This is a genomic window from Flavobacterium sp. 90 (genome assembly GCF_004339525.1).
Taxonomy (GTDB): Bacteria; Bacteroidota; Bacteroidia; order Flavobacteriales; family Flavobacteriaceae; genus Flavobacterium.
On sequence record NZ_SMGE01000001.1, the window covers coordinates 2576701 to 2592125 of the forward strand.

Sequence of the window (15425 nt, forward strand, 5' to 3'; positions counted from 1 at the left end):
TTAATAAAATGAAACCATAATTACTTCAAACAAGTAAACAACCGGTAGGGGATTGAAACAGTCACCTATCGGTATGTTTATATTTGTTTTTCAAAACAATAAAAGCCTATTAATATGAATAATAGAATAAAATATTTAAGCGGAGGTTTAACATTAGTAATGCTAATCGGAATTATCCTTTTGGGTTCTTGCAGCAAAAAGGAAGATACTTTCGATAACAGAAAAGTTTCTTTTAATTCAGATTGGAGTTTTCATTTAAATGATAGTATAACAGACAAAGATACTATTGGAACTTCAACTAAATGGAGAACCTTAAGTGTGCCGCATGATTGGAGTATTGAAGGAAAGTTTGATGAAAAAAGCCCTGCCGGATATGGAGGCGGATCACTTAATGGAGGCTTAGGTTGGTATAAGAAAACTTTCAAAATAAACGCTTCTGATAGTAGTAAAGTAATATCAGTAATCTTTGATGGCGTTTACAGAAACAGCGAAGTCTGGGTAAACGGACATTATTTAGGAAAACGTCCAAATGGATATATAGGTTTTCAATATGACATGTCACCGTACTTAAATTATGGAGACAAAAGCAACGAGATAATTGTAAAGGTTGACAATTCAAAACAACCAAATTCACGTTGGTATTCAGGATCAGGGATTTTTAGAAATGTCTGGATTGAAACCACAGATAAATTGCACGTTGCACAATGGGGAACTTATGTGACAACGCCAAAAGTTACTGCCGAAAAAGCTTCGGTAAGTTTTGAAACGATTATTCAAAACCAAAATGCAGCTTCAAAAAAAGCAACAGTAACAACAACTATTTTTAAAGAAGATACCAAAGTAACATCGGTTACCCAAAATATAACAATTGGTGCAAACGCCAATCAAACCATCAAACAATCGGCAGAAGTTGAAACGCCAATTTTATGGTCGGTAGAAAAACCGGAATTGTATACAGCAGTTACCGAAATTTCGCTTGACGATAAAATTGTAGATCAATATAAAACCAATTTCGGAATAAGAGATTTTAAATTCGATGTAGATAAAGGGTTTATCCTTAACGGAAAACAAGTCAAAATCAAAGGAGTTTGTATGCATCATGATTTAGGAGCTTTAGGTTCTGCAATCAATACGCGCGCAATCGAACGTCAGCTTGAAATTTTGAAAGAAATGGGCGTAAACGGAATCAGAACTTCTCATAATCCTCCCGCTCCGGAACTTTTAGATCTTTGCGATAAAATGGGTTTCATTGTAATGGATGAAGCTTTTGACATGTGGAAACAAAACAAAACCAAATACGATTACGCAAATGATTGGGACAAATGGCACAAGAAAGATTTAGTCGATCAATTACTTCGCGACCGTAATCATCCAAGTATTTTTGTTTGGAGCATTGGAAATGAAATTCCAGAACAATGGAATGAAAATGGTGTGGCTATAGCCAAAGAATTAGCAGCAATTACACGCGAATACGATAAAACACGTCCATTAACCGCAGCGATGAATCCGCCGGTAAATATGAATATTGATGACGTGACTTTACAATTCGAAAAAAAGAATGTACAATTTAATCCTCTTGCAAAATCTGGAGTTTTAGATCTTATCGGATACAATTATGCGCATCAGACTTACGCGCATCATAAAGAAAATTTCCCTGGAATTCCTTTTATAGCAACTGAAACTACTTCGGGATTACAAACTCGCGGTTATTATGATAAAGTTTCAGATACTATAAAAAAATGGCCGGTTAGTTGGGATAAAAAATTTGAAGGCGGTAATCCTGGGAATACTGTCTCGGCTTACGATCAGGTACAAACGCCTTGGGGTTCAACACACGAAGCAACCTGGAAAGTCATCAAAAAATACGATTTCCTTTCCGGAATGTACATCTGGACCGGTTTCGATTATATCGGAGAACCAACTCCTTATGAATGGCCATCAGTAAGTTCGTATTTCGGAATTGTAGATTTAGCCGGTTTCCCGAAAGACGTTTATTATTTGTACCAAAGTGAATGGACAGACAAAACCGTTCTGCACATTTTCCCACATTGGAACTGGAAAGCAGGACAAACCGTAGATGTTTGGGCATATTATAATAAAGCAGATGAGGTTGAACTTTTCCTTAACGGAAAATCAGTTGGAGTTCGCAGTAAAAAAGGAGAAGATTTGCACGTTATGTGGAGAATTCCTTTTCAACCCGGAACATTAAAAGCAATCTCTCGTAAAAACGGAAAAATAGTTCTGGAAACCGAAATTAAAACAGCCGGAAATCCGGATAACTTAAAACTTACAGCAGATAGAAGTAACATCAAAGCCGATGGAAATGATTTGTCATTTGTAACCGTAGATATTTTGGATTCAAAAGGAACTTTGGCACCAAATGCTAATAATGAAATCAACTTTTCATTAAAAGGAAACGGAAAAATTGTAGGCGTTTGCAGCGGAGATCCCGTAAGTCACGAATCATACAAAGGTTCAAAACACACAGCGCTTAATGGAAAATGTTTAGTAATTGTTCAGTCTGAAAATAAAACAGGAAGATTAGAATTAACCGCTAAAGCGAATGGATTAAAACCAGCAACAATTGTAATTACAGCAGAATAATAAGTTACGTTCCTAACAGGTTTCCAAAACCTGTTAGGTATTTTATTTAATATCTTAATAAAAATATATTGATACCTAATAGGTTTTGGAAACCTGTTAGGATAAACTAACATCTAGAATTATTGACCAATGAAAAACTCACAACTAACCACATTGATTTCAGCTTTCATGCTTGGATTTGTTTTGACGCCAAAAGCATCAGCACAAATCCAAAATGCAGATGTGCTAAATGCTCCGATAGATATAAGTAAAGATTTTCAGAATTATCTGAACACCTTTTATTTTGCCGATGAATTGATCGCTTTTGATCCTGCAACGGGAAAAGGAACGATAAAATATCTGAGATACAATTACAAAACACGTCAGGCTTTCAACAATATGATGATGAAACCGGACGTTGTTGAAGCAAACGAATTTCCAACAACAGAATATCAGGCTTCACCGGAATTACCGTTTCAGATTCAGTTTGTTTCAGACAGAACTATCCGAATCAAAACAACTTCAGGACCACAATTTCATCCTGAAAAAGAATCTCTAATGTTGATAAATGGTGTTGCGCCAAACCATCCTGAATTATGGAAATATTCTAAAATCGAAGGTGGTCACAGTTATACCAGCAAACACGGAAGAGTAGAAATTTTGACAAAACCGTGGCACGTTAAAATTTACGATGAAACCGGAAAATTACTGACAAGTACACTTCACGATTCTGATTTTAAAAATACTTATACACCAACACTTCCGTTTTCGTATGTGCGCAGAAACAGCGATTATTCAAGAAGTATGGGAGCAGCTTTTAGCTTAGAACCAGACGAAAAAATATTTGGTTGTGGAGAATCATTCACACAATTCAACAAACGCGGGCAAAAAGTTGTTTTATGGACCGATGATGCAAACGGAATTCAGAATGAAACGATGTACAAACCAGTTCCGTTTTATATGAGCAGCCGTGGTTACGGAGTTTTCATGCACCATTCGACACCAATTACAGTTGACTTTGGTAGATATTTTTCAAGTGCAAACGAAATGTATATTGGCGATGACGAAGCCGATTTGTTTTTCTTTATTGGAGAACCAAAAGACGTTTTAGATCAATACACAGATTTAACTGGAAAAGCTGCAATGCCACCACTTTGGTCATTTGGTTTCTGGATGAGTAGAATCACTTATTTTACAGAAAAAGAAGGAAGAGAAGTAGCAAAAGATTTACGTAAATATAAAATTCCAACAGATGTTATTCACTTCGATACAGGTTGGTTTGATGTAGATTGGAGAAACAATTATGAGTTTTCTAAAGATCGTTTTCCAGATGCTCAAAAAATGATGTCAGATTTAAAAGACGACGGTTTTCATGTTTGTTTATGGCAATTGCCGTATTTCTCACCAAAGAATACGTTGTTTAACGAAATCATGGACAAGAATTTAGCCGTAAGAGATCGCAAAGGAAATCTTCCGTATGAAGATGCAGTTTTAGATTTTTCAAATCCGGAAAGCGTAACTTGGTATCAGGCAAAACTGAAACATTTATTTGATCAGGGCGTTTCTGTTTTCAAAGTAGATTTTGGAGAAGCAGCTCCGCCAGACGGAATCTACCATTCAGGAAGAACAGGATTTTACGAACACAATTTATATCCGTTAAGATACAATAAGGCTGTCGCCGAAATTACTCAGAAAGAAAAAGGATACACTTTAATCTGGGCAAGAAGTACTTGGGCAGGATCTCAACGTTACCCATTACATTGGGGTGGAGATGCCGAAACTTCAAACGGAGCAATGTCAGCAGAGTTACGCGGTGGACTTTCATTAGGATTAAGCGGATTCAGTTTCTGGAGTCATGACGTAGGAGGATTTGCAACAAAATCACCGGAGAATTTATACAGAAGATGGGCGCCTTTCGGAATGTTTACTTCACACGTAAGAAGCCACGGAGAACCTCCGCGCGAACCTTGGTTGTACAGTAAAGATTTCTTAGAAGGATTTAGAAAAGCAGATAATATGCGTTACGAATTAATGCCATATATCTACGCTCAGGCGAAAGAAAGTTCACAAAAAGGATTACCAATGATGCGTGCTTTATTTGTAGAATATCCAAATGATCCGGGAGCTTGGTTGGTTGATAATGAATATTTATTTGGTTCAAGTATGTTGGTTGCACCACTTTTTGAAGAAGTTACAGAAAGAGACGTTTACCTTCCGGAAGGAACATGGATTGATTACCAAACTAAAAAAGTATACCAATCAGGATGGCATAAAATCAAAGCGGGCGAAGTGCCAATCGTAGTTTTAGTAAAAGACGGAACTGCATTACCTCACATCGCATTAGCACAATCTACAAAAGATATGGATTGGAGCAAATTAACTTTGAAAGTTTACGCTAGTGATAAAACCACTTCGGCTACAGCCAAAGTATTTTTACCGGACGGAGATTCAGTAAAAGAAATAAAAGTTACAAAATCCGGAAACAATTTTGACGTAGTTTCAAACCCGTTACAAGGAAAAACAACTCTTAAAACAGAGTGGATAAAATAAAAAAGTTAGCCACGAATTGCACTAATTTCCACGAATTAAATTGGTGATAATTTGTGTAATTCGTGGCAAAAAAACAGCCCTAGATTGGAGGGTTTTAGGTCTCGCAGATTTGGCAGATTGAGCAGATTTTTTTTTTAATTTTTAAGATTAGTAAAAAATAGAGCTACCGATTAAGAAGATTAAAATCTGCTCAATCTGCCAAATCTGCGAGAGAAAATTAAGTTACAGATTAAAAAAATATATGTCACAGATTTAAAGGGTTCTAATGGATTATATCATGGTTAATTAGTTAGAAAAATCTTTTGGAATCTTTTAATCGGTGGCAAAAAACAGTCATAAATTACACAAATTAAATTCGAGATAATTCGTGCAATTCGTGGCAAAAGAAAAATCCTTAATTGGATAAAAAATAAGTTTTTGTTGAGTTTCTAAATCGGGTGACGTCTCATAAGCAACACCCGATTTATTAAAAATGAATTAAGAAAAAATATCATGAAAAATTACCTCATTCTTCCCGCATTAATCCTTTCAGTTTCGATAGGATACAGTCAGAAAAATAAAAATGCTTACGAATTGGCTTCGCCAAACGGGCAAAACAAAATCAAATTCGAATTAGTAAAAAACGCTCCAAAGTATGCTGTTTCACACGGAAAAACCGAGGTGATAACACCATCAGATATGGGATTTTTATTGAAAGGAAATGAAAATTTAAGTTCTGATTTCGAAATCAAAAGCGTGAAAAACTCGACTTTTGATGAAACATGGGAACAAGTTTGGGGAGAAAAGAAAAATATCAGAAACCATTACAATCAGCTTTCGGTTCAATTGCAGCAAAAAGCAGGAAACAAACGTAAACTGGAAATCCAATTTCGTGCGTTTGATGACGGAATTGCTTTTAGATATGTTTATCCAAAACAAAATGTAAAAGACAGTATTTTCATTATGGATGAAAAAACGACTTTTAACTTAAAAGAAGATGGAAAAGCATGGTGGATTCCGGCAAACAGAGAAAACCGTGACGAATATCTTTTTAAAGATGCTCCGGTAAGTACACTTGATACCGTTTTGACTCCGCTTACAATCGAAAGCAAAAGCGGATTAGCGTTGAGTTTTCACGAAGCAAACTTGGTTGATTTTGCCAGTATGACTTTGGTAAACACAACAGGAACACAACTTAAATCTGATTTGGTGCCATGGTCTGATGGTGTAAAAGTTCGTGTAAAAGATACTTTTACTTCTTCTTGGAGAACGCTTCAAATAGGGGAGAAACCAGCAGATTTAATTACCTCTTATTTGATTTTAAATCTAAATGATCCGAACAAATTAAAAAATACAGCAAGTTATTTCAAACCATATAAATACTTCGGAATTTGGTGGGGAATGCACATTGGTAAATATACTTTTTGGGAAAGCGACAAACAAGGCGCAACAACAAAACACGCCGAAGAATATATTGATTTTACAGCAAAAGAAGGATTTCATCATTTATTGATCGAAGGATGGAACAAAGGATGGACACCACAATGGTATGAAAATCATATGCATATGTTTAGCTTTACGAAAAGCGCAGACAATTTTGACTTAGAAAAAGTAGTTGAATATGGAAACAAAAAAGGAGTAGCACTTATTGGTTATCATGAAACAGGTTCAAACTTAATTAACTATTTAAAAGAAGTTGATGAAGGTTTTGCATTGTACAAAAAATTAGGAATGCACTCGGTTAAAATTGGACACGTAGGTTCTAAATTGAACATGAAAGAAATGCACTTCGGACAATTTGGAGTAAATTATTTCAGATATATTCTTGAAAAAGCAGCACAATATGATTTAGCCGTCTTATACCACGAATCTATAAAAGATACCGGAGAACGCAGAACTTTTCCAAACATGGTTTCGAGAGAAGCAGCACGCGGACAAGAATATAACGCTTGGAGCGAAGGAAATCCGCCAAATCACTTGACGATTCTTCCATTCACAAGATTACTTTCCGGACCAATGGATTTTACACCTGGAATTTTTGATGTTGAGGTAAAACAAGGATATCCTGGAAAAAGAGTACACGGAACAACAGCACAACAATTAGCATTATACGTTACGATTTATGCACCAATCCAGATGATGGCAGATCTTCCTGAAAACTACGAAGGAAAACCAGCATTACAATTCTTAAAAGATGTTCCAACAGATTGGGAAGACACAAAAGTATTAGACGGAAAAATTGGAGAATACATCACAACCGCCCGTAAAGACAGAAACAGCGCCGATTGGTATTTAGGAACAATCACAAATGAAAACGCAAGAGACGTAAATGTTTCGTTATCATTCTTAGATCCAAAAGCCACATATGAAGCACAAATTTATGCTGACGCCGAAGGAACTGACGAAACACACAATCCATCTGCAGTAGCGATTTCTAAGAAAACCGTAAAAGCTTCGGATTCTCTAAAATTACATTTAGGCGGCGCCGGAGGAACAGCAATTCGTTTCAAAAAACTATAAAAGATTGATATCCTAACAGGTTTTAAAAACCTGTTAGGTATTTCAAAACAAAGATTAGAATTAAAAAATAGAATTTATAAAAATTTTAGACAAAGACGCACTGCTGTGCGTCTTTACTTAATAACCACAATTTTTTTAAATGAAAAACCTCATTCTGCATATTGTTTTTATTTTTTCGATCAATTTGGTGTTGTCGCAGCAAAAGCAATATCCTTTTCAGAATCCTAAATTAGATACTGAAAAGCGTATTGATGATTTGTTATCGTTGATGACGCTTGACGAGAAAGTTCAGGCTTTAAGCACAAATCCATCTGTAAAAAGATTGGGAGTTGTAGGTACAGGTCATGTAGAAGGATTGCACGGTTTGGCACTTGGCGGACCCGGAGAATGGGGCGGAAAAAACAAACAACCCGTTACAACCACAACTTTTCCTCAGGCTTATGGTTTGGGAGAAATGTGGGATGTAGAATTACTTCAAAAAGTCGCACAAGTCGAAGGATATGAAACCCGTTATGCTTTTCAGAAATACCATCGTGGCGGATTAGTCGTTCGTGCTCCAAATGCAGATATTGCAAGAGATCCGCGTTGGGGACGTACCGAAGAAAGTTACGGAGAAGATGCTTTTTTTAACGGAAAAATGACCGTTGCATTTGTAAAAGGATTGCAGGGAAATAATCCAAAATATTGGCAAACGGCTTCGCTGATGAAACATTTTCTAGCCAATAGTAATGAAGACGGAAGAACGTATACATCATCTGATTTTGATGAAAGACTTTGGCGCGAATATTATTCTTTACCTTTTCAAATGGGCGTTGTCGAAGGAGGTTCCCGCGCTTATATGGCGTCATATAATAAAGTAAACGGAATTCCGGCAATGGTTCACCCGATGCTAAAAGACATTACCCAAAAAGAATGGGGACAAAACGGAATTATCTGTACAGATGGAGGCGCATTCAGATTGTTGCTTTCAGATCATAAATATTATGCAGATCAATATCTTGGCGCTGCAGCAGCTATAAAAGCAGGAATTAATCAGTTTTTGGATGAATATACAGAAGGAATTTACGGAGCGCTTTCGCACGGATATTTAAAAGAAAAAGATATAGATGCCGTTATTCGCGGTGATTACAGAGTTATGATTCAATTAGGAATGTTGGATACTTCAGAAGAAAATCCGTATTCTAAAATTGGAACAAAAAACGATAAAATCGATCCGTGGAAAACCGAAGCACATAAAAAAATAGCTCTCGAAGCAACACAAAAATCTATCGTTTTACTTAAAAATGAGAATGGATTATTGCCTTTACAAAAAGACAAATTAAAAACAATTGCCATAATCGGTCTACGTGCAGATGAAGTTCTTCTGGATTGGTACAGCGGAACTCCACCTTATACAATTACACCTTTGCAGGGAATTAAAAATAAATTAGGCAACAATGTTGAAATTCTTTACGCTAAAAACAACATTGACGGAAAAGCAGTTGATATTGCCAAAAAAGCCGACGCTGTAATTGTTATTGTCGGAAACCATCCGGTTTGTAATGCGGGTTGGGCAAATTGTCCAGTTCCTAGTGAAGGCAAAGAAGCTGTCGATCGTCAATCGCTGACTTTAGAACAAGAAGATTTGATTAAAGTTGTCTATCAAGCCAATCCTAAAACCGTTGTAACGTTGATTAGCAGTTTTCCATATGCGATAAACTGGACGCAAGAACACGTTCCGGCAATTTTGCATATGGCACAAAATAGTCAGGAAACCGGAACAGCTTTAGCCGATGTTTTATTTGGAGATTATAATCCTGCCGGACGTTTGACGCAAACTTGGGTAAAAGACATTACTGATTTACCGGAATTATTAGATTATAATATTCGCAATGGCAGAACTTATATGTATTTCAAAGGAAAACCATTGTATGCTTTTGGCCACGGATTGAGTTATACCACTTTCAAATACAATTCAATAGAAAGCAATTCAGACATAATCACTAAAAATGGCGAAGTAAAAGTTACTGTTTCTATTACAAATACAGGAAATAAAGACGGAGACGAAGTGATTCAATTGTATGTAAAACAATTAAATTCAAAAGTAGAACGTCCTGAAAAAGAATTAAAAGCATTTCAAAGAGTTTTCTTTAAAGCCGGAGAAACGAAGAATGTTTCACTAATTTTAAAAGCCAAAGATTTAGAATATTGGAATACAGCCAAACAGCAATTTGAATTAGAAAACAATACCATGGAAATTCAGTTGGGAAATGCTTCGGATAATATTCTTTTGAATAAAAAAATAAACGTAAAATAATTATCAATGAAAAGAAATCTAACCTTACTATTTATTTTACTAAGTCTATTCAATGTCAAATTGTTTGGACAAAATGCTACTGCTGAAAACCGAATCATAAAAGTAGATTACAATAAAACTTCGGGCGCATTAAATACAATGTTCAAAGAATGCATTGGCGCCGGAAGAGCAAACGAAGGTTTACGTGCCGATTGGCAACAGCAATTGGCAATGACCAAAAAAGAATGCGACTTTAAATACATCCGAATGCACGGTTTATTGACCGATGATATGGCAGTTTATCGTGAAGATTCAAAAGGAAATCCAGAATACAATTACCAATATATCGACGCTTTGTATGATTTTTTAATCAGCATAAAAATGAAACCTTTTGTCGAATTAGGATTTATGCCATCAGCTTTGGCAAGCGGAAGTCAGACTATTTTTTGGTGGAAAGGAAATGTTACACCTCCAAAAGATTATAAAAAATGGGAAGATTTAATTCGGAATTTAACTCAGCATTTCACAGAACGTTACGGAGCCGAAGAAGTAAAAACATGGTATTTTGAAGTTTGGAACGAACCGAATTTATCTCCGGGTTTCTGGACAGGAACTCAGGCCGAATATTTCAAATTATATGAATACGCAGCGCGCGGAATAAAAAGCGTAAATCCAGCTTATAAAGTTGGTGGGCCAGCAACAGCGGGAGCAGCGTGGGTTCCCGAAACAATCGATTTTTGTGCTAAAAACAATGTTCCGTTAGATTTTATTTCGACACATACATATGGAGTAAAACAAGGTTTTCTGGACGAATTTGGAACTTCAGGAACAATCCTGAATAAAGATGAAAATAGTATAAGTGGAGATGTAATCAACTCTCGCAAACAAATTTCAAATTCGGCTAAGCCAAATCTTGAATTACATTATACAGAATGGAGCACATCATATACTCCGGCAGATCCTGTTCACGACAGTTATCATTCCGCAGCTTATATTCTTCAAAAATTAAAACAAGTTGGCAATGCGGCGAATTCAATGTCATATTGGGTTTTCACCGATATTTTTGAAGAAGCGGGACCAAGATTCACGCCTTTTCACGGAGGTTTCGGATTATTGAATACGCAAGGAATTAAAAAACCGGCTTATTTCTCGTATTCATTTCTGAATAAATTAGGAGAAACAGAACTTCAAAATAAAGACACGTCTTCATGGGCAACTAAAAACTCAAAAGGAAATGTCCAGTTGTTATTTTGGGATTTTACCAATACACATCCGGGAGATTCGATAAATAATCAAACTTATTATATCAAGGATTTGCCATCAAAACCAAAAGGAAGTGTAAAAATAGAAATTGGAGGTTTACAAAAAGGAAATTATAAGTTAGAAATATATAAAGTAGGTTATAAAGTTAATGATGCTTACGCCGATTATTTGGCTTTAGGAAAACCAAGTCAGTTAACAAAAGAACAAGTAAAAAGTATCAAAGAAAAGAATAATGGCGATTTGGTTGCAACCGAAAAAATCACCATTAATGCAAACGGAACATTTAGCAAAGACTATAAAATCAATGAAAATGATGTTGTCTTATTCAATTTTGTAAAACTTTAATTTCTAAGAAAAAACGAACGATCAAAAACTAAAATAAATTTATTAAGCATGAAAAACAAAATTATATACCTGTCAGTAGCATTGGCTTTTGCAGCGTTTACTTCTTGTAAAAAAGACGCTCAAAGTTCAGTTTCTGATGCTGATAATTCAGTTCAGAAAGAATATCAAGGAAAAGAAATTGGATCAGAATATGATGCCGAAATAGATAAGCTGATTTCTCAAATGACGATTGAGGAAAAAATTGGAATGTTGCACGGAAACAGCATGTTTACTTCTGGCGGTGTAAAACGTTTAGGAATTCCCGAATTAAAAATGGCCGATGGACCGTTAGGAGTTCGTGAAGAAATTTCTCGTGACAATTGGGCTCCGGCAGGATTGACAAATGATTTTGCAACGTATTATCCTGCAGGCGGAGGTTTAGCCGCAACATGGAATGCTGAAATGGCGTATACTTTTGGAAATAGTGTTGGACAAGAATTACGTGCTCGTGATAAAGATATGTTGCTTTCGCCGGCAATTAATATGGTAAGAACTCCACTTGGCGGACGTACTTATGAATATATGTCTGAAGATCCGTTTTTAAATAAAAAAATTGCAGTGCCGTTAATTGTTGGTTTACAAGACAATGATGTTATGGCTTGCGTAAAACACTTTGCAGCTAACAATCAGGAAACAAATCGTGATTTTGTAGACGTTCAAATTGATGAACGTACACTTCGTGAAATTTATTTACCGGCATTCGAAGCATCGATAAAAGAAGCTCATGCATATGCAGTAATGGGCGCTTATAACAAATTTAGAGGCGAATATTTATGTGAAAACGATTACATGCTAAATAAAGTTCTTCGTGACGAATGGGGATTTAAAGGCGTTGTAGTTTCAGATTGGGCTGCGGTTCATTCTACAGTAAAATCTCTGGAAAGTGGTTTGGATATCGAAATGGGAACTCCAAAACCATTCAACGAATTTTTCCTTGCCGATAAATTAATCGCTGCTGCTAAAAACAAAGAAATTTCAGAAGCAGAAATTAATTTACATGTAAAAAGAATTTTACGCACTTTATTTCAGGTAAAAGCAATGGGAAGCCAAAGCAAAGACCGTGTAAAAGGAAGTATTTCGACAGAAGCACATTATCAGGATGCGTATAAAATTGCAGCTGAAGATATCGTTTTATTGAAAAACGAAAACAATGCATTGCCATTAAAACTAGACGGAGTAAAATCAATTGCAGTAATTGGAAATAATGCAACTAAGAAAAATGCGCTTGGCGGATTTGGTGCAGGTGTAAAAACCAAAAGAGAAATTACGCCACTTGAAGGTTTAAAAAACAGATTACCATCATCGATAAAAATCAATTATGCTGAAGGATATTTAGAGCGTTACGATGTTAAGAACAAAGGAAAATTAGGAGATATAACTTTAAATGGTCCGGTAACAATCGATCAATTAGATCCTGCAAAAGTATTAGAAGCTGTAGAAGCAGCTAAAAAATCAGATGTTGCGATTATTTTTGCAGGTTCAAACCGTGATTATGAAACAGAAGCTTCTGATAGAAGAAACTTGAAATTACCGTTTGGACAAGAAGAATTAATTCAGAAAGTATTGGCCGTAAATCCAAGAACAATTGTAGTTATGATTGCCGGAGCGCCTTTTGATATTGATGCGGTAAGTAAAAAAACTTCAGCATTAGTATGGAGTTGGTTTAATGGTTCAGAAGGCGGAAATGCTTTAGCCGATGTAATTCTTGGAAAAGTAAATCCATCAGGAAAATTACCTTGGACAATGCCAAAAAACATTATGGATTCTCCTGCACATGCAACAAACAGTTTCCCTGGAGGAAAAACAGTAAACTATGCCGAAGGAATTTTGATCGGATACCGTTGGTTTGACACCAAAAACATTACGCCATTATATCCTTTTGGATACGGATTATCATACACGACTTTTGCTTTTGATAATGCTAAAGCTGATAAAACTTCATACGCACAAAACGAAACAATTTCAGTTTCTGTAGACGTTAAAAACACAGGAAAAGTTGATGGAAAAGAAGTAGTTCAATTGTACACTTCAAAATCAGATTCAAAAATAACACGTGCTGCACAAGAACTAAAAGGATTCCAAAAAACATTGGTAAAAGCAGGAAGTTCAAATACAGTAACGATCAAAATTCCGGTAAAAGAATTAGCGTATTACGATGTAACGGCTAAAAAATGGACAATTGAACCAGGAAAATACACGTTGAAATTAGGAAATTCTTCAAGAGATATTAAAAAAGAAATCTCAGTAACAATCAAGTAATACATCATATAAAATGAAAACTATTTTAAATAACTATGTGCTTAGTACACTTTTATGTTTGTGCTTTTTTAGCCTTTTGGCCTGTAGTTCTGAAAAAGATACAGAAGACACAAAGTCAGCCAATAAAACGCTGACTGTAGATACTAATAAAATTGATATTGTAAACAAAGGCGGTGATGCAGTTGTCAAAGTCGCTGCAACTGTTAATGCCTGGACAATTACGAGTTCTAATACAAGTTGGTTACAATTAAGCCAATCTGCTGGAGTTACAGGAACAGTAATCGTAAAAATAACAGCTTCTGAGAATACAGCTGCCGAAGCAAGAACTGCTACTTTGACATTAAGTTCGCCTGAAGCTGCATCAATTCAAATTTCTGTTTCACAAGCGGGCGGAGCTCCAGTTGCAGGTTTGTATCCAAGTTATAATACAAATCCAATTGCTGCTGATAATTCAGGAATGTCAAGTTCTGCTGTAGAATTAGCTGCAAAAATAAAACTAGGATGGAACATCGGTAATACAATGGAAGCAACCGGAAGCGAAACTGCGTGGGGAAATCCAAAAGTTACAAAAGCATTGATTGACGCTGTTAAAGCAAACGGATTTAATGCCATTAGAATTCCGTGTTCATGGAATCAATATTTAGAAAATTCGGCTACAGCCAAAATTAAAACCGATTGGTTGGACAGAGTAAAAGAAGTTGTTCAGTATTGTGTAGACAATAATATGTATGTAGTTGTAAATATCCACTGGGATGGCGGATGGTTAGAAAACAACATTACCGAAGCTAAAAAAGTAGAAAATAATGCGAAACAAAAAGCTTTTTGGGAACAAATTGCAACACATTTAAGAGGTTTCGACGAACATTTACTTTTTGCAAGTGCAAACGAGCCAGCAGTTGAAGACGCTACACAAATGGCAGTTTTAACTTCATATCACCAAACATTTATTGATGCTGTTCGTTCAACCGGAGGTAAAAATGCTTTCAGAACATTAGTAATTCAGGGACCAACAACAGACATCGAAAAAACAAATAAATTAATGACAGTTTTGCCAACTGATACAGCAACAAGCCGTATGATGGTCGAAGTACATTATTATGCTCCGTGGAATTTTGCGGGATTAACAAAAGACGAATCATGGGGAAAAATGTTCTACTATTGGGGAGCAAATTACCATTCAACAACAGACCTTGACAGAAACCCAACTTATGGAGAAGAAGCAGATTTAGAGAAAAACTTTAAATTAATGAAAGCGCAATTTGTAGACAAAGGGATTCCTGTTTTGTTAGGAGAGTTTGGTGCAATTCGTCGTACAACTTTAACGGGTGATGCATTGACATTACACCTAAATTCAAGAGCATATTATTTAAAAACGGTAGTAAAAACAGCAAGAGCAAATGGTTTATTACCTTTTTATTGGGATGAAGGAAGTCTTGGTGATAACGGTTTTGGAATCTTTAAAAGAAGTGATAACACCGTTTTCGATACTCAGGCATTAAATGCATTGATCGAAGGATTACAGTAAAAATAGGAATTCACCATATAAGTGATATAAGTTAATTTAAGTTTTACGCATAGTTTGTACTTATATTTTCTTATATCACTTACATGG

Annotated in this window: 7 protein-coding genes; all 7 read left to right on the forward strand. The window is 35.8% G+C overall.

Going from position 1 to position 15425, the window contains the following annotated elements:
• Positions 1–114 precede the first annotated feature (114 nt).
• The 7 genes from C8C83_RS10330 to C8C83_RS10360 all read left to right on the forward strand — a co-directional run bounded on the left by C8C83_RS10330 (position 115) and on the right by C8C83_RS10360 (position 15338).
• The gene (locus tag C8C83_RS10330; protein ID WP_121328410.1) at positions 115–2604 is read left to right on the forward strand and encodes a glycoside hydrolase family 2 TIM barrel-domain containing protein; all 2490 of its coding nucleotides are present in this window, start codon (positions 115–117) and stop codon (positions 2602–2604) included.
• Between the two features lie 129 nt (positions 2605–2733).
• Complete coding sequence (locus C8C83_RS10335; protein ID WP_121328412.1) at positions 2734–5133, forward strand: TIM-barrel domain-containing protein; 2400 nt, start codon at positions 2734–2736, stop codon at positions 5131–5133.
• A 492-nt stretch (positions 5134–5625) separates the two neighbouring features.
• On the forward strand, positions 5626–7632 hold the full coding sequence (locus C8C83_RS10340; RefSeq protein ID WP_121328414.1) for a glycoside hydrolase family 97 protein: 2007 nt from the start codon (positions 5626–5628) through the stop codon (positions 7630–7632).
• A gap of 139 nt (positions 7633–7771) precedes the next feature.
• Positions 7772–9928: a glycoside hydrolase family 3 C-terminal domain-containing protein gene (locus C8C83_RS10345; protein WP_121328416.1), complete on the forward strand. Its 2157-nt coding sequence runs from the start codon at positions 7772–7774 to the stop codon at positions 9926–9928.
• Positions 9929–9934: 6 nt separating this feature from the next.
• Positions 9935–11515: a glycoside hydrolase gene (locus C8C83_RS10350; protein WP_121328418.1), complete on the forward strand. Its 1581-nt coding sequence runs from the start codon at positions 9935–9937 to the stop codon at positions 11513–11515.
• 48 nt (positions 11516–11563) lie between these two features.
• A complete protein-coding gene (locus C8C83_RS10355; protein ID WP_121328420.1) occupies positions 11564–13813 on the forward strand; it encodes a glycoside hydrolase family 3 C-terminal domain-containing protein in 2250 nt (749 codons plus the stop codon).
• A 13-nt stretch (positions 13814–13826) separates the two neighbouring features.
• Entirely contained in the window at positions 13827–15338 is a 1512-nt protein-coding gene (locus C8C83_RS10360) for a cellulase family glycosylhydrolase (protein ID WP_121328422.1), read from the forward strand.
• Positions 15339–15425: the final 87 nt, after the last annotated feature.